Genomic DNA, 18,362 nt, shown 5'->3' with positions numbered 1-18,362 from the left:
TTCACAAAAGCTCGACCTCTTCGGGCTTGAGCCAATCAGCCTCGATCACTCGTTGTTTAGCTATCTCAGGCTGAGCGGTGTATACCACAATTGCGAGACTTTCTTCAGCCCGGCTGCAAGTGACGTACAGCAGGCGACGGGTGCGAGCCAGGGAATCATCTTTGCCCTCGCGTTGGTTTTTTACGTCGTTGTCAGAAGCTGGCTTTACACCCAAGAGTTTGTCGTAACTGAAAAGGAAGCCGCCTGCCTCTTCGTCATTGAGGATGACCATGACTCTGGGGAACTCCAGCCCCTTCACACCTTGGTGCGTGTCGAAGGGGGATAGTCCTTCGGTATAGCCAGCGAACGCTGCCATTTCCGAGAAGGGACGCCCTAGCAGAACCCGGTATGCATGGGTTTCCAATGCATCACGATCCGATGTATCGGGAGGGTCATCAGTAGTGGCGCCAAGCAAAAGAGCTTCAATAAGGCGATTGGGGATATCTAGTAGGCCTGTTTGGTACAGGACATGAGCGACGTCTCCTATCAGGGGATCATTATCATCAAACAGTTTGGTTAGCGACTCAGTAGCTTCCCCTGCCTTCTCAAGCAAGTCTAACTGGTCAGGCGCCTCTTTCATGGATTTAGAGTCGAGAAGCGGAGACTGAAGCCGCACAGCTTCCATGAGGCTGAAACTGTCCGTCCTGGAGGCTTGAAGAATTGGGGCTACCCGTTCGAAGAACAGTTTCAAGATTGGCAGTGTTCCGTCCAGTAGCCCCGTTCGCAGGTGCTCAACTCCATACAGCGGTGTGAACACATTCTCGAACCCCATTCGGCGTCCGGCCATCTTGTGTTCAAGAATCAGGGTCTTTCTTCCGTCTTTACCAACTGCCCACTGAGCGTCGCCGGTGATGGCTGCCATGCGGTGTGCGATGTCTTCCTCCAATTCGAAACCTTGACCTGGTATCTGTTGGGTGCAAAACATTCGAACTGTGCCCTCTATCGCATCAGGCTTTGAGTGCTGCTGATGGGCGTCTGCGCTCGCACGAATTACGTTAATCAGATCAACGACCCGCGTTGGGCAGCGACGGTTCATACGCTTTTCTGGCATGGCCCAGTCCCGAGGGATCGCTTCCTCCAAGCGCACCTTTCCATCGTTGTAGATGCGCTGCATGGTATCGCCGAGAAGCCCGAGACAGAAACGGTGAGGGATGAGGGATTGTGCTCGCAGAAAAGCGTCCATGAGTGGCCCGTTGGTATCTTGACTCTCATCGATCAAAAGTACCGGGTGCAGATCCGCCATAACATCCAGCAATGGAGGTTGTTGGATAAACGCAGCGGCCATTTGGATGACTTCACTATGATTTAGAGCTTGCCTACCGCGATTGTCGCCGGTAGGGCTGTAAGTGAATGTCGTTATCTCATCCAGAGCGTCGAGCCTACGAACTTTGCTATCCCTCGAAGCCTGGTTTGATAGAAAGGTCTTGTTTTGACTTCGGGCTTTTCCGAGCTTCTCATTAAGCTCTTCGATGTCTTCGGTGAGCTTGATTCGAAGCCACTCACGAATGTCGTCATTGAAGCCTTGAATCATCCGCCAAGAGAAGGCGTGAATGGTTGACACAACTACCAGCGGATCGTGTTCAAGACGGCGGGCAATTTCTTCGCACGCTGCATTTGTATAGGTGATGATTGCGATTTGACGCCCTTCAAACGTCAGTCGTTGCCGCTCCCTATTCTTTAGATTTTTCACGGACTCGACTAGCGAATGGGTTTTTCCAGAGCCAGCGCCGGCGTATAGGAAAAAACTTTTCGGATGATCGAGATTTAGGCATTCCTGGATAACCTGATCGGCATCTGGAACATCTTTCATCGCGGCGTCTGGCTGAGTGGTCATGGAGTTACCTCGACGCTAGCTGATGGGATGACCAAAAGCTCTTTGCTTTTTCTTTCTAGCTTTGACTGGAGCCACGCCAAGCCTTCATGGATATAGGTTGGTATGGTCAATTTGGCAAAATTGGAGTCGCCGAGAACGTGCAAAGCGAACTCAGCCTTATCACCATCCTTGAGCTTGGTGAACATCTCTGCGCCAAGCTCGAGGGATGTCTCGGATTCACGTAGCGCCTTGGCAAAGGATCGCGTCAGCCCACGTCCCGCTTTGCCTGTAAAATGCTCGGTGTTGCTCAGTACGAGGCTATCTTCAAACGTATTTGGTAATGTTTCGACGTCCATCCCGGTTTTGGGTAGGCGGATGGTAATGGGCGTTTGATACGCGATCCTGATCGAAAACAGATCGTCAATCTGCTGGGCTTTACTTTCGAAGGGAAGATCCAGTAACGAATCCACGTCATGTCCAAGGCCTGCCGCTCGCATCCAATGACGCACTGTTGGGTTGTTAGTGGATTGGCCTTTTTTCCGCTCGACAGGCTTGCCGACTTGAAGGATTCCAGCGTCCAAGTCGGTTATCACCAGAGTGACAATACCCAATGCGTCGATCAGTGGCCGGAGACGATGCGCGTGGCTTCCCCCGATATCCAAGATGGTGATGTAGCACTGGTCAAGAAAGCGGAAGTGCTGCCTCAAAAAATGAGGAAGCATCATGCGTTCAGCAGCTCCCTCGACCAGGATCACCGCATCCGCAAAAAATAGGTCGGCATGTTGGGCGCGAAGGTAACGGGTAACAAATTCCTTTGTTTGATTTGGCTTGCCGAAGACGGTACTAAGGTTCGACACGGTAGAGACCGGAATTGGTACTCCGGCCATGCCAGAGGGGAGTCTGCGGAAGTACCTTAGGTTTTCGTAGTCAATCTCATGAGCCACATGGCTGGAGTGAGAGCTGACTACTAGCTGGGTTCTGAGGTTGGTGTATTTCGCTAGCAGTGGATCGCTGCGCAGCACGTGGTAGGCGTGTTTTATGAATGCTTGCTGAACCTGGACGTGCAGGTGAGCCTCCGGTTCCTCGATGAGAACTAAGTGGATAGGCTCAACTCCTGTCGCGCTTTGCTCTTCAAGCGTCCTGTACTTCTTTAGCCATTCATCCCGAAATGCCATCAATCGGAATATCATCGAGATGAGATTCTGATATCCCAGTCCGTTAGACGTCTCGGGAAGCCTGAGAGCCGGCGCTCCTGGAGCTCCTCCGACAGAATCCAGCTCAAACAGCACAGCGGCTTCGTGATTCATCCCGTCCGTGGGGGCGAGGCGTGTGGCTACTCGGATGGACGGATCGGAGTTGTTCGGATAGCCCAAGCCGGCCACTTCCTGTAGCGCTGGCGCGAAGCTCGTGCTCAAGCGTGTGTCAAAGGCAGTCTGAGCGGCCTCGATTGCTCTGAGCGCCTCCAAATCTGAAACATCTGGGCTATCGCCTGGATCAAGGTGTCTGCTGTAGTACGCTCGTAGTTGCTCCGAGAGTTTCCTGCCCGAACCATTTCCTCCTTCCAAGACGCTCTCGTCAGCGCTGTCACCGAAGCCGCGTTGAGCATTGATCTCATGGATTCGAATCAGGTCATTAAGGGGGTTGCGCTCAAGTGGCGTTGCAGTGGCCGCGAGCGCTTGCTGGTTCGCTTTACGAGTTACCGGATCGGGGGCTTGGAGCTGGCCTGGATCAAGGCGGTACCATCGAATCTTGAAGGTTCTACCAATTCGTCGATTCAGGTAGTCATGCAAGCTTTGCGGCCAGAGCGGAAGCGACGGTGGTTCCGTACCTTGAGCCGCCTGATTCTGAATTTCTTGCTGAAGCAGCTTTACACGCTCCCGCTCTTTTCGGTAATCAACAAACAGCGTTGTCATCTCATCCGGTTCTAAGCGGAACCGCATGCCTACATGGCCGCCTTTCCACGCGAAGTTAGGAATGAGGTCACGGATGTGGTGAAGCTCACCCTGAGACGCTTCGAGCCATACATCCAGCGTTGGCAACCAGTCAGCCCAGTCGTTTGCCACGGGGATTGGAAAGTTACTATCTGCAGCTTCCCAAGCCTCACCAATCGCATCGATTGTGGCGAGATGACTTAGAGTCAGATCCTGCAGTCTGAAAACCGATGCTTTCGACAATAGGAACTTGCGTAAGGCCAACATGGCTGAGGATTTGCCACTGTTGTTGGCTCCAACGAGGAGGGTAGTCTCAGATGCGAGGTCGATTCTTACAGACAGGAGCTTGCGGAAGTTCGCGATTTCCAGGTGCTGAATTTGCATGTTCTCTTCCCTGATGACTGGTCAGCGACTGTGCGCCAGGCTGATAGATGACGGAACTCTAGCTGAGTCATCTCGGCGCTCCAACCACTGTGATGGAGTTTAGCCATCATTGGAGTATTTTCTGATTTGTAAAGCTCGTAGGGTGATGGGGAGCTGAATCGTTATCCGCTGGTTTGGTGACGCCTTTTTCTGCACTCTTCACTCCATCTCCACTTCACTCGCAACGACATAGGAGCTTGAAATGCTAAGGAAGGCCGTAAAATTCCTTCGAAATTCTCTGCTTGAGGACTTCGGTTATCCGGCCTCATTGATCAACCTCGTGCGTGAAGACAGCGGGTTGAACAGACACCTCGTTGAGTATGAAAAGGGTATTGGTGCATTCGAGATCGTTCGTTGGAATGATTTTGGAAACCTACTGAGTGAAGATCATTTTCACCGTTGGCGTCTCAGTGGCTGGACTCGATGCCCAGGCGCGTATCACAACTATGGCAGCACGAGCATCGTGCGCGAGGATCTGCTGAATCTCGGCACTGTCATTGAGCAGGAGCAATGGAGCAGCGAGATCCAGGAGATTGATGGTTTCTCGGGGTCGAAGTCCGAATTGCACAAGTTCAAGAGTACGGACGCCATGGTTGTCCGAAATTCTCAGGAAATGATCAACCCTGTCACGAAGGAGAAGCTTGAAGAAAACCTACGCTGGGATGAGATTCGCATCATTTCTCGAGAGAGGACCACGGACCATTTCGCTACGTGGGAATGGGATGGGAGGGTTTTCCTCATCAACAGTGGTGGCTCTCATCACTTCGCAGCAGCCAAGTACATAGCGAAGCGCCTTGAGATCAAAGTGCCTTTGTCCGGCAGATACGTAACGTACGGCATCAACCAAGTAGCTGTGGCAAGTCTTCGCCGCGACTTCGAAATTTTTGTGATGTCCTGGAAAACCGACCACCAATTAGGTTTCCACAAGGCCATGCAAAACTTTGAGGCCACCTACTACTGGAAAGCTCTACCTCGCCCTTACACCGAGCAATGTGCGATCTTCTTGCCCAAATCTGAGAAGCGCTCGGCGAAGGTCGCTCAAGTGTTGCACGAGGCGGGCTTCCAGGATTTGGGCAAGTACCTAAAAGCGCTTGGTAGCCCGCTGGCGGCGAGAACTTCCTCTAGGCTAGAAGCGTGCTGAGTCAGAATTTGCAGGTATTACACATCACGTTTTCCTACCTGCGGCCAATGTGGATGCAGATTGATGCAACACTCGATACCTGCGCAGGATTAACGGATTTTCTGGAGGAAATATGGACTTGGTTGAAGAGGCTCTCAGGGCAGAACTGCCGAAGCTGGCAGTAGACTTTTTCGTCGTTTTCTCAAGATTCGAATGCGCACTTAAGCGATCTGGCATCTATGCAATTGGCGACGATAATGGAGTGAGCCCTGATTGGGATAAATTTACCCGAGATCTTGGCCAGGGATTTCTGGTTGATGTCATCGCCCTAGAAATTGCTCCTGTCCTAGTTGCCAATCCTCCCAAAAAACAAGTGAAGCTCGATGATGGAATGCTTGGATGGAAAGATACAAATGCCGTGGCGCGCACGTCGGATCTGTTTGTTGCGATTCGCCGTGTGAGGAACAACCTTGTCCACGGTGCGAAGTACCAAGATGGTGGCGCCGGTCATGCGAATTTCGTCGAAGGTTCTGAAAGAGACGATGCACTACTTAGCCAATCATTGGCTGTGATGACCTTGGCTCTGAAGGTTCGTCCAGATATTCACGATCATTTTCGGCGTTACGGATGAGAGGCGGCTCGATGGAAGGCCAATATCGAGCAAATTCAGAAGGGTAAGTCTTCGTCCTCAATTGGCTCAGGTTCATCTTGGGGCTTCGGCATCAGAGCTTGATGAATGCTTTCGAGTCGAACCTGCAATTCATCGAACGTCACCACCAAAACGTCCTTCAGGCCGTTCCGATATTGCTCAAAGGCACGCCGTTTATTTTCTTCGATTGGGGTGCGTCCAAATCACGATGGTCGCAACCGCATGAGCGTGAACGCGCTCTATTTAAAAAGGCTACCGCGCTCTGGATGTCGGAAGAGCACGAGCGCACGCGCTGATTGATCAAGTGAGCGCCCAGGAGCCGATTGATTGGCTTTGTGTGGTCTTTGATATCACTCGCTCGTGCTACTACGCCCACCGCCTCAGACGTCGAACTCCAGACGTTGAGCGGCTTCGGTTACGCAGCCGAGTCAATTAGCTGTTCACGCAGAGTCGAAGCGCCGCTGGCAGCCGCAGTATCGTGTCGATGATGCAGAAAGAGGGCGATCAAATCGGACGGTTCAAGGTGCGTGGCCTGATGCGGGAACTGGCATTAGTCAGTAAACAACCTGGATCACATGCCTACAAACAAGCGACGGTTGAGCGACCGGACATTCCGAATATATTGAATCGAGAGTTTTAAGTGCCGGCACCCAATCAGGTTTGGTGTGGCGATATCACGTACGTCTGGGTTCGAGGAAAATGGCATTACTGGCTGTAGTGCTGGATCTCTACGCACGTCGAGTTGTGGGCTGGGCGCTGTCGAGCAAACCGGACGCGGAGGTGGTGATCAATGCGTTGGACATGGCTCACGAGCAGCGTGGCCGGCCTCAAGGACAGCTACTCCACTCGGATCAGGTCTCGCAATATGGCAGTCGCCAGTTTCGCCAGTTTCGCCAACGACTGTAGCGTTACCGCATGCGCCAGAGCATGAGCCGTCGTGGAAACTGTTGGGATAACGCACCGATGGAGCGCGTGTTTCGAAGTTTGAAAACTGAATGGGTACCGAGTGTCCGGGATTAGTTGACCACTTCAATCCGAGCTAACGCTCATCCTGTTGAGTGGTGAGAAGCGGAATGTTTGCTCTTTAAGATTGAGGTGCTTTCAAAAACCTGAGTTCAACTCGGTATCCCACGTCGGCGTACCTCCCCCAAACACCTCGGTCAGTCCCCTCTCCCACGGGGAGAGGGCTAGGGTGAGGGGAAAGATTTCACTGACACGCCACCAATACTGAAAGCTCCCCCCGGCCCAGCATTTCCAGCACATAAACACGATCGCCTGACCACGTTTAAAGTACACGAACCGTTACGCCATAAGGGCTACAACACCTTGCGTCGTTGCCTACGCGTACGCCAGAATCCGCCGGCTTACGCGGCTTGGAGAGGGCTATATCGTTTCCCTGTCACTGAAAAACAGTGATCGGGTTTGGTAGCCCGTTTTCTTGACAGCTGTGTGGCGTCACCTTATGCAGTCTCATTTTTTGGGCTGCGTTTTATATGGTGGCCATGCGTGGGGCTCCTTCGGGGGCGCCGGGGGTTTCTCTGTCTTGACCGGTCTACCAACCCACGTGTGGCCGCCACCCATCGTTTGGTAGCGAAAGTGACGGCTCTTCAATTCTTTCAAGATAGAGAGTCCGTATGTTCAAAATTACGCCAAACCCACCAGAAACCGATTCAATCCCCTACGACGCCGCACTCGAAGCCGAAAACATAAAAACGGCCACCGAGCGGGCGATCAATCATTACCTCGATCCCGGGGCGCAGAAGACGTCCAAGCCCTCGCGCAAGCCGGGCAGGATCTATCTGGTCAATCCAACGGTGGATGACGAAACGCTGCTGGTCGAAGCGTGCGAAACGCTGTCGTCGGCCAGTGACATGGCCCGGGATCTCGGCGACACCGTCGATCCGTCGCAGCGCAAGGCGATGCAGATACTGCAGCAGGTCATCATGCTGAGTGAGCTGCTGGTCAATCGTGTGCTGGATAACCATCACGTCTCGCGGTAGTTGCCGCCTCGGTGAGGGGCCTGTCCCCCTCACTGCCTGGCAGCCGTCTACACAAATCCTCAAGCGACTCTTGTCCGGAGTTTTAGCTGATGTCCACGACCGTCATTCCACCGTTAGAAGATCCGGTGTCCCCCTATGAGTTTCCCGATTCAAGAAAACTCCACGACGCGGCCGAACGCGCCCTCGACTATTACTTGACCCCCGCAGCCAAGATCATGGCCACGCCCTACACCCCAAACGACATGTTCATGGTCAACCCGCAAACCGACACGGAGTCCTTGCTGGCCAACGCCTGCGAATCCCTCGCGTCAGCCACGGTCATGCTCGGTGACTTTGCCGGCCTGCTGGAAGGGCCGAACCGCAAGACCCTGTTGGGCATTGCGCAAGTGGTGATGTTGGGTGAGTTGGCGGTGAATCAGGCACTGGATAACCTCGTGCCGAAGGAGTAAACGGCACAAAAAAACCGGAAGCGTTTGGCTTCCGGTTTTTTTATCGATATCAAAAAGTCACAACCTGCCAGTGATCACAAATTCATCGAACGCCTTCTGCCCATCACGCGCCGCTCGCCGCACATCAAGGAATGTCAGTTCACCCCGGATTTCCTTTCTCACAGACTTGTCGGTCCTGACAGTCGGATTCTGCTTAGCTGATGTATCCATTCTGGCTAGCCCGTGTGAATAGGTTTGAACGACAAAGTAGAACCGGGCTTCATCGCGTACCAGTCAGTTGGGTCTGATTCAGTTGTAGGCACTGTCCGCGCTTTTTGAATGAGATTTTCGCCAGCAGGCCTGGCCTCTTCGCGGGCAAGCCCGCTCCCACAAGGATGGTGGTGTTGCGAGATTTTGTGGCCAATGCGAAACCCTGTGGGAGTGGGCTTGCCCACGAAGAGGGCGGTGCTGGTCACGTCCATTTCAGACAGGCAATAAAAACCCCGGAAGCTTTCGCTGTCCGGGGTTTCTTTATTGCCAGAACAATCAGCGGTTAAACCGCTCCACCAACGAGTATTGCGTGTTGGCAGTCTTGGTCAGCTCTTCACTCAGCAACGCCGAGTTATGCGCCTGTTCCGAGGTCTGGTCCGCCAGTTCCGAGATGTTGCTGATGTTGCGGCTGATTTCTTCAGCCACGGCACTTTGCTCTTCGGTCGCGGCGGCGATCTGGGTGGTCATGTCGGTGATGTTGGCCACCGCTTCGCTGATGCCGACCAGGGCCTGATCCGCTTCCAGTACCCGCGCCACACCTTCTTCCGCCTGGCGATGGCCGGCTTCCATGGTTTGTACGGCGCTGGAGGCAGTCTGTTGCAGCTTGGCGATCAGGGCGTGGATCTGGCCGGTGGATTCGCTGGTGCGTTGTGCCAGTTGGCGGACTTCGTCGGCGACCACGGCAAAACCACGGCCCATCTCGCCGGCACGCGCTGCTTCAATCGCAGCGTTGAGGGCGAGCAGGTTGGTCTGGTCGGCGATGCCTTTGATCACGTCGACCACGCCGCCGATTTCGTCGCTGTCCTTGGCCAGTTGGGTGACGGTCAGGCCGGTTTCACCGACGACGACCGACAGGCGCTGGATGGCTTCGCGGGTTTCGCCGGCGATGTCGCGGCCGCGACCGGTCAGGCGGTTGGCTTCCTGGGTGGCGTCGGCGGTGCGTTGTACGTGGCTGGCCACTTCTTGCGTGGTGGCGGCCATCTGGTTGACGGCGGTGGCGACCTGTTCGGTTTCCACGCGCTGACGTTCCAGACCGCTGGAGCTGTTGTGCGCCAGGGCGTCGGACTGTTTGGCCTGATCGGTCAGGTGCTCGGCGGTGTCCTGCAGACGGGTCAGGCAGGTTTTCAGGCGCGCTTCCTGGCTGAGGATCGACATCTCCAGACGGGCCTGGGCCCCACGGCTGTCGGTGTACATCTGCGCGATCAGCGGGTCGGACGTGGTCTGCTCGGCCAGACGCAGCAGGCGCTTGAGCCCGCGTTGTTGCCATTGCAGGCCCAGCAGGCCCAGCGGCACCGACAGACCGGCGGCGAGGGCGAAGCCCCACTGCGAGTTCAGGGTGGCGCCGATCATGAAGCTCAACTGGCTGACCAGAATGAACGGCAGCCAGTCCTGCACGATCGGCAGCCATTTGTCGCTCGAAGGAATCGCCGACTTGCCCTGGTTGATGCGTTGGTAGAGCGCTTCGGCACGGCGGATCTGTTCGGCGGACGGTTTGACCCGCACCGACTCGTAACCGACCACCTGACTGCCATCGAACACCGGGGTTACATAGGCGTTCACCCAGTAATGATCACCGGTCTTGCAGCGATTCTTGACAATGCCCATCCATGGCAAGCCTTGTTTCAGTGTGCCCCACATGTGCGAAAACACCGCAGCCGGCACGTCGGGGTGACGAACCAGGTTGTGCGGCGCACGGATCAGTTCCTCACGCGAAAACCCGCTGATTTCGACGAAAGCGTCGTTGCAGTAGGTGATCACGCCTTTGGCGTCGGTTGTGGAAATCAACCGTTGCTGAGCCGGGAAAGTCCGTTCGCGTTGTGTAATGGGCTGGTTATTACGCATGGTTTTTCAATCCGCAAGGCTTTGAAAGGTTGTCGGCGGGGTCGGCGATTTGTTGAAGTTTTTTTTCATTTATAAGTACGGCGTCGCAAAACGGGACTTGCCTCAGCCCGCAAGCATCGGATAGGTGAACAGGCCGAAGTGCAGCAGGTTCAGACCAAAGTGCGTGGCGATCGCGGCAGCAAGTCCGCCAAAACGATAGGCCAGACCATAGCCGACACCCGCCAGGCCCGCCAGCAACACCCATTGCCAGCCGGCACCCACATGCACCAGGCCGAACAGCAGGGACGCGAGCAGCAGTGCGAGGTTTTCGCCGTAGGGCAGGTGTTTGAATTGCCGGCTCAGGCCGCCCTGTATATAGCCGCGAAACAGCGCTTCTTCGACCAGCGTCACCAGCAGCAGGTTGTTCAGCACCCACAGCCACGCCTGATCCGGCCATTTCGGCGCCCAGGTGATCATGCCCAGCAACACCGCGCCGCCCAGCGCCAGAATCACACTCAACGTCAAAGCCAGCGCGGTGGCGTACACCGTCAGGCGCAACGAGCGCCGCGCGACAATCCATGGGCAGACCAGCAACAGCCAGAAGCCAATCAGCGGTTTGTCCAGATTCACGAACATCGAGAACGGCACCGCGTTGTCGGTGAAACGCTGCGCCGGGATGGCCCGGCCGTTATAGAAGCCCGGCAGCCAGTGCATGGCCAGCGCCACGGCCAGCACGATAAACAGGCCATGACCGAGAAAACGCCCGACCGGCACGGTTTGCTGGCGCACGGCGTAACCGGCGAAAACCAGCAGTGCAATGGAGATCAGCGCCAGCCAGCCGAGCTGGCCGAAACTCAGCGCCAATCCGTAACCAAGGCTGAGAAGCCCGAGATAGAGCCATGGCAGAGCTGTCATGGAAAGTCCTTGTGCACGATTTGTGGACAGGCTTTCTACACGGGTGGGGGCGAGGGGACAAGTGAAGGTGTAGGGGGAATCAGGGACAGCACCACTCCCTGTATGAGAAGTGAAGGAGGGCAAGCAGCCCCTGTGGGAGCGAGCTTGCTCGCGATGGCGGTGGGTCAGTGGCACAAAGGTCAACTGACACGCCCTTATCGCGAGCAAGCTCGCTCCCACAGGGATTTGCGTAAGGCTGAAATGTCAGCGCAGGTTGAGCTTTGCCGCCGCGCGCTCGGTGATTTCCGTGCGCAGTTTCAGCGACGGTGCTGCACGCTTGCGCGCCTCGTCGACAATCCCGCTCGGCGCCGTCTCCGGACTGCCTGAATCAAACGGCGGAGCCGGCGCATATTCCAGCTGCAACTGCACCAGTTGCGCCGTGTCGGCACCGACCAGTTCCTGCGCCAGGGTCAGGGCAAAATCGATCCCGGCCGTGATGCCGCCCCCGGTAAACAGATTGCCGTCGCGTACCACCCTATCCTTCACCGGGATCGCACCCAAGGTCGCCAGCAATTCGTGATATGCCCAGTGCGTAGTCGCCCGTTTGCCCTGCAACAGACCCGCCGCGCCGAGCACCAGCGAACCCGTGCACACCGACGTCACATAACGCGCCTTTGCAGCTTGCGACTTGATAAACGCCAGCGTCTGCTCATCCTCCATCAACGGCCCGACCCCGGCGCCGCCGGGGACGCAGATCACGTCCAGCTCTGGACAATCCTCGAAGGTAATGGTCGGTTTCAGCAGCAGCCCGGTGCTGGAGGTCACCGGCACCAGATCCTTCCAGACCAGATGCACCTGCACGTCCGGCAGCGAGGCCAGCACGTCATACGGGCCGGTCAGGTCGAGTTGCTGCACCTGGGGAAACAACAGAAAACCGATCTGCAACGCCATGATTCTTCTCCGTGAAAAGGGGGGTAGACGGCTTCACTGTAGGCGCGTAGGTTTTGGCGAATACGCCAATCAGCCCACGAATTACGCCAAATGCCGAAAACCATCCACATCCTCGCGTTCGCCAATGTGCAACTGCTTGATGTCACCGGGCCGTTGCAGGTGTTCGCCTCGGCCAACGATATTGCCCGCCAGCAGGGTTTGCCCGCGCCGTACGCGCCATCGGTCATCGCCAGTGGTGGCGGGGCGGTGAACTCTTCGGCCGGGTTGGCGATGTTGGCCGAGTCGTTGCCGAAACAGCCCAGCGATACGCTGATCATCGCCGGCGGCTGGGGCGTGTATGCGGCCTCCGAAGATGTCGAGTTGGTGAGCTGGGTGCGCGAACACGCCAACGGATGCCGGCGTGTGGCTTCGGTCTGTACCGGCGCATTTCTGCTGGCCGCCAGTGGCTGGCTCGACGGTCGCCGGGTCGTCACCCACTGGACCCGTTGCGAACAACTGGCGCAGCAACACCCGCGCTTGCAGGTCGAGCCCAATCCGATCTTCATCAACGACGGCCCGGTCTGGACCTCGGCGGGCGTCACCGCCGGCATCGACCTGGCGCTGGCCATGGTCGAAGACGACCTCGGTCGCGACATGGCCCTGGACGTCGCCCGGCAACTGGTGGTGTTCCTCAAGCGCCCGGGCGGGCAGTCGCAATTCAGCGTGACGCTGTCGCTGCAAAAACAGGGCAACCGCTTCGACGACCTGCACGCATGGATTGCCGAACACTTGACCTGCGACCTGGGCATCCCGACCCTCGCCGAACAGGCCGGCATGAGCGAACGCAGCTTCGTGCGTCACTACCGCGCCGACACCGGCCAGACCCCGGCCCGGGCCATCGAACTGATCCGCGTCGAAACCGCCCGCCGGTTGTTGAGCGATACCGGATTGCCGATCAAACGGGTCGCGGCCAATTGTGGTTTTGGCAGTGAAGAGACGTTACGCCGCAGTTTCCTGCGGGCCATGGGCGTGACGCCGCAGGCGTATCGGGAGCGGTTTTCCGTCAGTTCTGGAGCAGATCCAGTAATGCCTTGAGCGTCTCGCCCGGCGCTTCTTCCGGAATGTTGTGCCCGACACCAGCCAGCACCCGCCGCTCATAAACCCCGGTGAAGTGGTGCGCATCTTCATCGTCTTCCGGCGCCGGGCCGACGCCATCATCGGCACCGCACAGCGAAATCGTCGGAACGCTGATCACCGGTTGTTTCTCCAGCGCCTTCTCCATCCACTCCAGCGCCGGATCGCCCGGCGCATACATAAAGCGATGGCGATAAGAGTGAATCACCACCTCAACAAAATCCGGGTTGTCGAACGCCGGAGCGCTCAGCGGAAAACGCTCGGCGTTCCGCGCCCAGGTCGGTGACCACAACTGCCACAGCAACTCGCACAGTCCCCGACGATTCTGCGTCAGCCCTTCGACGCCACGAGGCGTGTGGAAGTAATACTGATACCAGAAGCGATGCTCGGTCTCGGGATCCAGTGGCTGGATCGAATGCGGAATGTCCTGCAGGTTGTAGCCATCACCCGTCACCAAGCCGCGCACGCGCTTCGGGAACAGCGCCGCCACAATGCACGCCGCCCGACCACCCCAGTCATAACCGCACAATGTCGCTTGTTCGATACCCAGCGCATCCATCAGGTCCAGCAGATCCTGAGCCAGCGCCGCTTGCTGGCCGGAGCGCAGCGTGTCCGGGCTGTTGAAACGGGTCGGTCCATAACCGCGCAGATACGGCACGATCACCCGATAACCCTTGGCGGCGAGGGGCGGGGCGATTTCGTCGTAGGCGCGGGGGGAGTAGGGGAAACCGTGAAGCAGGATGACCGGCGTACCGTTTTCCGGGCCGTGATGCTCATAGGCGATGGTCAGACGTTCAGTCTTGCAAAACTGCATCACGGCTTGGGTCATCTCACTCTCCCGTTATCCGAATAGCACCTTCTGCCAATGGTCTTCGCTGATGATGGCAATCGGCACGCCGCTGTCGCGAAGTTCAACGGCTTTCTTGATCTTGGTGCCATAGCTGCTGTGAAGCCATTGATCATTACCGATGCTGCCTACCACCAGATAATGAATCTTTTTGCTGACAGAGCCCCCGATCAGGCCACCTCGCTCGACAATCAGCGCCTCACAGTCCTTGCGGGGGCCGTAGGCCATAACGCCAGTGAACAGAAAGACACGATCCACCCAGCTCAAGGCCGGGGCAGGGTTGTCGAGAGGAAGAGACGTGGAGGCAACGAAGGGTTGCTGAGCAGTGACTGGAAGGCCTGCGAACTGGTGAAGCATTTCCAGCAGTTCGACTGACTCCTCCGCGTCAAGAACGCCGTCACTCAGCATGTCGGCGAGACGCTTGTAGAGGATGTTGACGACCGGATCGCTCAGATGGATCAAGTGAGTTTCAATCCAGTTCTTGAGAAATTCTGCTTCCTGCTGATTGATCTTGCCGTCTGCGGCAAGCCCGGCAGCGATTCCAACCAGCGCGTCAGCAGAGCGACGGTCGATTCGGGCCTGATGAAAGAAACTGCTGTTTTGAAACTCCTGATGCAGATCGACCATTGCGCTTCTCCTTAAGCCTCGGCTTCCGCCACCTGATTGAAATACTTGCTGCGGTCCGGCGTAAACGTCACCACCATCTTCGTCCGCGAGCAGGTCATGACCCGTTCGGCAGCCAGATCAATATCCAGATCTTCCCCTCGCAACCCCTGCCACTGAGCAAGGTATTTCAGCGATCCGTATTTTTCATTTTTCTTCAGGCTGCGGCTCACGCCACCTTTCCAGCCCAGTACCGGCAATTCATCGGCACTGCAGCGTTGAGCGAGGTCGGGGAAGCGGGCGGCGCGCTGGCGGCCGATTTCCCAGCATTTGATCAGGCCCTTGTCGGCGGCTTCCCACAGTTCGTCGCGGGTCAGGCCTGTGCGCAGAGGGGAATCGATGGGGCGGTGGATGCGTTGGCTCATTCTGGTTCCTTGAATCGGGTTTTTATTGGACAGCTCCGCTGTGCCCGTTGCGGTGGATGGTAGGGGGGGATGTAACCGCTGGCAACAAGGTATTTCGGGGTGTAAGTGCGAGTTGCGGGCCAAGCGTTACACGGGGTTGGCAGGTTTTTGTAGGCCTTGCCATCAACAAGTTGTATCGAAAGGAATCGATTGTGGGGGCCAGCCCTTCAACCGCAAGGCTCGGGGGTGTTTGCCGTTCGTAGGTAGCCATCCTACAAACGGCGATTGGGGTTGAGATCTTTCTTACAGACTCTGGCGAATAAGGATGACTACGGCTGCCAGTAATTCTTCTCCCCACTCAACTTGCGATCCAGAAAACTCGCCGCACTGATCAACGCCAGATGGGTCAACGCCTGGGGCGTATTGCCCAGATGCCTGCCACGGTTGTCAAATTCCTCCGCGTACAACCCCAGCGGATTGGCGTAGCGCAACAGTTGTTCGAATTCCAGATGGGCCTTTTCCACTTGCCCGGCGCGGGCCAGGCATTCCACATACCAGAACGAGCACGCGGCGAAGGCGCCTTCGGTGCCGGACAAACCGTCGATCCCCGAATCATCATTGCGATAGCGGTAAACCATGCCGTCGCGCACCAGATGTTTCTCGATGGCTTCCAGTGTCGCCAGCCATTTCGGATCCTTGGCGCTGACAAAACGCACCAGCGGCATCAGCAGCATGGAGCCATCCAGCGCGGTGCCGCCCTGGTATTGCACGAAATGCCCGCGCTCCGGGTTCCAGAAGTTGTCCCAGATGTCGGCGTGGATTGCCTGGCGGGTCTGGTCCCAACGGGCGAAGGGCGCCGGCAGCGAGCGTTTCGAGGCCAGGCGGATCGCCCGGTCCAGCGCCACCCAGCACATCAGCCGCGAGTGCAGAAAGTGATGTTGCTCACCGCGCATTTCCCAGATGCCTACATCCTTGGTCTGCCAGGTCTCACAGACCTGATCGACCACTTCCATCACATGTTTCCAACCTTCGTGGGAAATCGCGTCGCCGTACTTGTTGACCAGATAAACGGCGTCCATCAGTTCGCCAAAGATATCCAGTTGAATCTGGTCGTAGGCGCCATTGCCGATGCGCACCGGTTTTGCGCCGCCATGCCCGGACAAGTGCGTGAGTTCGGTTTCCGGCAGTTCCTGGCGGCCGTCGATGGCATAGAGGATGTTCAGCTTCATCGGTTGGCCGCTGCAATCACTGACCCGCCCGCGCAGCCAGCGCATGTAGCCGTTGGCTTCGTCGACAAAACCCAGGCGCATGAAGGCGTAAACGGTGAACGAGGCGTCGCGGATCCAGGTGTAGCGGTAATCCCAGTTGCGCTCGCCGCCGGGTGTTTCCGGCAGGCCGAAGGTGGCGGCGGCGAGGATTGCGCCGTGTTGGCGTGAGGTGAGCAGCTTCAGGGCCAGGGCCGAGCGATTGACCATTTCCCGCCAGCGGCCGCGATAGTTGGACTGGCCGATCCAGTCGCGCCAGAACTTCAGCGTGCGCTCGATGCACAGTTGCGCGGCGCCTTCGGCAAAGCGCGGATCGTCGCTGGCGCCGAGCATGAAGGCGGCGGTCTGATCCTGTTTCAGGGTGAATTGCCCGACTGCCGCATCGTGATCGACGCTCAGGGTTTGATCCGAGGCCAGTCGCAGCGTCGGCTGCCCGCTGGCGCTGAACAGCACATCCTTTTTATCGATGACGGCGCGCGTTTCAGCACGGGCATAGTCATGCCGAACGGCACAACGCAGATGAAACGTCGCCTGCCCGCTGACCACTCGAACCCGGCGGATCAAAACCGGTAATGCCTCATCGTTGTCGCCAATGGGCAGCAGATCGGTGATTTCCACCACGGCGTGGTCGCTGAGCCAGCGGGTCTGCAGGACGTTGGTGTCCGGCAGGTAAATCTGTTCGCGCCGGGCGTCGGGTAGGTCCGGGGCCAACTGGAAAATCCCGGCGTCGGGCGTGTCCAGCAGCGAACAGAAGATCGACGGGCTGTCGAACTCCGGCCAGCAGAAGAAATCCACGCTGCCCTTGTCATTGACCAGCGCGGCACTGCGCATGTCGCCAATGATGCCGTGGGCGTCGATGGGGCTTTGTCGTTCGGAAGGATGCTCAGCCATTGCCACGGAACTCCGGATAGAGGCTCATGCCGCCGTCGATGAACAGGGTGGTGCCGACGATGTAGTCCGAGGCATCGGAGGCGAGGAACACCACCGCGTTGGCCACGTCCTCGACATCGCCGATGCGCCCGTAAGGGATGAGTTTGAGCAAGGCCTGGCCGGCGTCGCCTTCGGTGGCGTCCTTATTGATGGCCGTGCGGATCGCCCCCGGCGCGATGCCGTTGATGCGGATGCGCTGGTGGCTGACTTCCTGGGCCAGGGTCTGCATCAACTGATCGACGCCACCCTTGGACGCCGCGTAGTTCACATGCCCGGCCCACGGAATGCGCTGATGCACCGAGCTCATGTGAATGATCTTGCCGGCGGCCCGGGACACGCCTTCGCGAATACCCTGGCGATTGAAGATCCGTAGCGCAGCCCGGGCACAGAGGAACTGGCCGGTAAGGTTGACGCCGATCACCGTGTTCCAGTCCGCCAGCGACATATCCACAGCCGCCGCGTCTTTTTGCAGGCCGGAATTGGCCACCAGAATGTCCAGCGTGCCGAAGGCGACGAGGGTCTGCTGGAACAGTCGCTCCACGTCCTCTTCCTTCGAAACATCCGCACCGATGGCGATGGCCTGACCACCGTCGGCGACGATCTCTCGGGCCAGCGCTTCGGCGGGTTCAGCCTGGCGGTTGTAATTGATGACCACGGCGGCACCGGCAGCGGCCAAGGCTTTGGCGGCGCCGTGGCCGATGCCGGAACTGGCGCCGGTGACGAGTGCTACCTGGCGGGCGAGGGAAATCTGCATGAACGGTCGCGCCTTATGCGGGGATCTGATCTGCTGACCGGCATCCTTGAGTCAGAGTTCAGCGTGAATGCGAAGGGGCACGTAATCAAGTCGAGCCCCGCAGGGGT

16 protein-coding genes and 1 pseudogene are annotated in these 18,362 nt (G+C 57.4%); 7 read left to right on the top strand and 10 right to left on the bottom strand.

The annotated features are described in order from the left end of the window. Position 1: 1 nt before the first annotated feature. Complete coding sequence (locus OQ248_RS01095; RefSeq protein ID WP_265811824.1) at positions 2-1,873, bottom strand: UvrD-helicase domain-containing protein; 1,872 nt, start codon at positions 1,871-1,873, stop codon at positions 2-4. Further along, positions 1,870-4,167 carry an AAA family ATPase gene (locus OQ248_RS01090; protein WP_265811823.1) on the bottom strand — a complete coding sequence of 766 codons (2,298 nt, stop codon included), beginning with the start codon at positions 4,165-4,167 and terminating at the stop codon, positions 1,870-1,872. Before OQ248_RS01090 ends, OQ248_RS01095 begins: the two co-directional genes overlap by 4 nt. A 241-nt stretch (positions 4,168-4,408) precedes the next feature. Here OQ248_RS01090 and OQ248_RS01085 point away from each other — a divergent pair, with 241 nt between their 5' ends. The 6 genes and pseudogenes from OQ248_RS01085 to OQ248_RS01060 all read left to right on the top strand — a co-directional run bounded on the left by OQ248_RS01085 (position 4,409) and on the right by OQ248_RS01060 (position 8,424). Further along, positions 4,409-5,347 (top strand): DUF6685 family protein, encoded by a 939-nt coding sequence (locus OQ248_RS01085; protein ID WP_265811822.1) that lies wholly within the window; start codon positions 4,409-4,411, stop codon positions 5,345-5,347. Between the two features lie 112 nt (positions 5,348-5,459). Then, on the top strand, positions 5,460-5,957 hold the full coding sequence (locus OQ248_RS01080; protein ID WP_265811821.1) for a hypothetical protein: 498 nt from the start codon (positions 5,460-5,462) through the stop codon (positions 5,955-5,957). Between the two features lie 101 nt (positions 5,958-6,058). Beyond that, positions 6,059-6,271, top strand: coding sequence for a hypothetical protein (locus tag OQ248_RS01075; RefSeq protein WP_265811820.1), 213 nt, complete (start codon positions 6,059-6,061; stop codon positions 6,269-6,271). Then, a pseudogene (locus OQ248_RS01070) lies at positions 6,223-6,986 on the top strand (IS3 family transposase); the annotation flags it as partial. The gene OQ248_RS01075 and the pseudogene OQ248_RS01070, both read left to right, overlap by 49 nt. A gap of 623 nt (positions 6,987-7,609) precedes the next feature. Beyond that, positions 7,610-7,975, top strand: a complete 366-nt coding sequence (locus tag OQ248_RS01065) for a DUF6124 family protein (RefSeq protein WP_265811819.1) — start codon at positions 7,610-7,612, stop codon at positions 7,973-7,975. A gap of 89 nt (positions 7,976-8,064) precedes the next feature. After that, complete coding sequence (locus tag OQ248_RS01060; RefSeq protein WP_265811818.1) at positions 8,065-8,424, top strand: DUF6124 family protein; 360 nt, start codon at positions 8,065-8,067, stop codon at positions 8,422-8,424. 525 nt (positions 8,425-8,949) lie between these two features. Here the strand turns inward: OQ248_RS01060 and OQ248_RS01055 are convergent. The 3 genes from OQ248_RS01055 to inhA all read right to left on the bottom strand — a co-directional run bounded on the left by OQ248_RS01055 (position 8,950) and on the right by inhA (position 12,339). Further along, complete coding sequence (locus OQ248_RS01055; RefSeq protein ID WP_085711948.1) at positions 8,950-10,515, bottom strand: PAS domain-containing methyl-accepting chemotaxis protein; 1,566 nt, start codon at positions 10,513-10,515, stop codon at positions 8,950-8,952. A gap of 102 nt (positions 10,516-10,617) precedes the next feature. Continuing rightward, on the bottom strand, positions 10,618-11,409 hold the full coding sequence (locus tag OQ248_RS01050; RefSeq protein ID WP_114882060.1) for a CPBP family intramembrane glutamic endopeptidase: 792 nt from the start codon (positions 11,407-11,409) through the stop codon (positions 10,618-10,620). A gap of 243 nt (positions 11,410-11,652) precedes the next feature. Then, positions 11,653-12,339, bottom strand: a complete 687-nt coding sequence (gene inhA, locus OQ248_RS01045; protein WP_265811817.1) for an isonitrile hydratase — start codon at positions 12,337-12,339, stop codon at positions 11,653-11,655. 90 nt (positions 12,340-12,429) lie between these two features. Between inhA and OQ248_RS01040 the strand changes: the two genes are divergently transcribed. Next, positions 12,430-13,413, top strand: a complete 984-nt coding sequence (locus OQ248_RS01040) for a GlxA family transcriptional regulator (protein ID WP_265811816.1) — start codon at positions 12,430-12,432, stop codon at positions 13,411-13,413. Here OQ248_RS01040 and OQ248_RS01035 read toward each other — a convergent pair. From OQ248_RS01035 to OQ248_RS01015, 5 genes are all read right to left on the bottom strand, one after another. Further along, positions 13,382-14,281 carry an alpha/beta hydrolase gene (locus tag OQ248_RS01035; RefSeq protein WP_265811815.1) on the bottom strand — a complete coding sequence of 300 codons (900 nt, stop codon included), beginning with the start codon at positions 14,279-14,281 and terminating at the stop codon, positions 13,382-13,384. The two genes, OQ248_RS01040 and OQ248_RS01035, sit on opposite strands and share 32 nt — an antisense overlap. Positions 14,282-14,293: 12 nt before the next feature. After that, complete coding sequence (locus OQ248_RS01030; protein ID WP_265811814.1) at positions 14,294-14,926, bottom strand: BRCT domain-containing protein; 633 nt, start codon at positions 14,924-14,926, stop codon at positions 14,294-14,296. A gap of 11 nt (positions 14,927-14,937) precedes the next feature. Next, on the bottom strand, positions 14,938-15,327 hold the full coding sequence (locus tag OQ248_RS01025; RefSeq protein ID WP_265811813.1) for a hypothetical protein: 390 nt from the start codon (positions 15,325-15,327) through the stop codon (positions 14,938-14,940). A 308-nt stretch (positions 15,328-15,635) separates the two neighbouring features. Then, positions 15,636-17,462 carry a glycoside hydrolase family 15 protein gene (locus OQ248_RS01020; protein ID WP_265811812.1) on the bottom strand — a complete coding sequence of 609 codons (1,827 nt, stop codon included), beginning with the start codon at positions 17,460-17,462 and terminating at the stop codon, positions 15,636-15,638. Next, positions 17,455-18,255: an SDR family oxidoreductase gene (locus OQ248_RS01015; protein WP_265811811.1), complete on the bottom strand. Its 801-nt coding sequence runs from the start codon at positions 18,253-18,255 to the stop codon at positions 17,455-17,457. The genes OQ248_RS01020 and OQ248_RS01015 overlap by 8 nt, the downstream gene beginning before the upstream one ends. Positions 18,256-18,362: the final 107 nt, after the last annotated feature.

Source organism: Pseudomonas sp. COW5 (assembly GCF_026240005.1).
Lineage (GTDB): Bacteria > Pseudomonadota > Gammaproteobacteria > Pseudomonadales > Pseudomonadaceae > Aquipseudomonas > Aquipseudomonas kribbensis.
The sequence above is the reverse complement of the archived record's forward strand: the minus strand, read 5'-3'. Positions and strand labels throughout refer to the sequence as shown.

Excerpts from the sequence above, each read along its gene's own strand:
- OQ248_RS01020 (WP_265811812.1), bottom strand. The coding sequence starts at position 17,462 with ATGGCTGAGCATCCTTCCGAACGACAAAGCCCCATCGACGCCCACGGC.
- OQ248_RS01025 (WP_265811813.1), bottom strand. The coding sequence starts at position 15,327 with ATGAGCCAACGCATCCACCGCCCCATCGATTCCCCTCTGCGCACAGGC.
- OQ248_RS01050 (WP_114882060.1), bottom strand. The coding sequence starts at position 11,409 with ATGACAGCTCTGCCATGGCTCTATCTCGGGCTTCTCAGCCTTGGTTAC.
- OQ248_RS01090 (WP_265811823.1), bottom strand. The coding sequence starts at position 4,167 with ATGCAAATTCAGCACCTGGAAATCGCGAACTTCCGCAAGCTCCTGTCT.
- OQ248_RS01095 (WP_265811824.1), bottom strand. The coding sequence starts at position 1,873 with ATGACCACTCAGCCAGACGCCGCGATGAAAGATGTTCCAGATGCCGAT.
- inhA (WP_265811817.1), bottom strand. The coding sequence starts at position 12,339 with ATGGCGTTGCAGATCGGTTTTCTGTTGTTTCCCCAGGTGCAGCAACTC.
- OQ248_RS01080 (WP_265811821.1), top strand. The coding sequence starts at position 5,460 with ATGGACTTGGTTGAAGAGGCTCTCAGGGCAGAACTGCCGAAGCTGGCA.
- OQ248_RS01075 (WP_265811820.1), top strand. The coding sequence starts at position 6,059 with ATGAATGCTTTCGAGTCGAACCTGCAATTCATCGAACGTCACCACCAA.
- OQ248_RS01015 (WP_265811811.1), bottom strand. The coding sequence starts at position 18,255 with ATGCAGATTTCCCTCGCCCGCCAGGTAGCACTCGTCACCGGCGCCAGT.
- OQ248_RS01060 (WP_265811818.1), top strand. The coding sequence starts at position 8,065 with ATGTCCACGACCGTCATTCCACCGTTAGAAGATCCGGTGTCCCCCTAT.
- OQ248_RS01030 (WP_265811814.1), bottom strand. The coding sequence starts at position 14,926 with ATGGTCGATCTGCATCAGGAGTTTCAAAACAGCAGTTTCTTTCATCAG.
- OQ248_RS01085 (WP_265811822.1), top strand. The coding sequence starts at position 4,409 with ATGCTAAGGAAGGCCGTAAAATTCCTTCGAAATTCTCTGCTTGAGGAC.
- OQ248_RS01035 (WP_265811815.1), bottom strand. The coding sequence starts at position 14,281 with ATGACCCAAGCCGTGATGCAGTTTTGCAAGACTGAACGTCTGACCATC.
- OQ248_RS01065 (WP_265811819.1), top strand. The coding sequence starts at position 7,610 with ATGTTCAAAATTACGCCAAACCCACCAGAAACCGATTCAATCCCCTAC.
- OQ248_RS01040 (WP_265811816.1), top strand. The coding sequence starts at position 12,430 with ATGCCGAAAACCATCCACATCCTCGCGTTCGCCAATGTGCAACTGCTT.
- OQ248_RS01055 (WP_085711948.1), bottom strand. The coding sequence starts at position 10,515 with ATGCGTAATAACCAGCCCATTACACAACGCGAACGGACTTTCCCGGCT.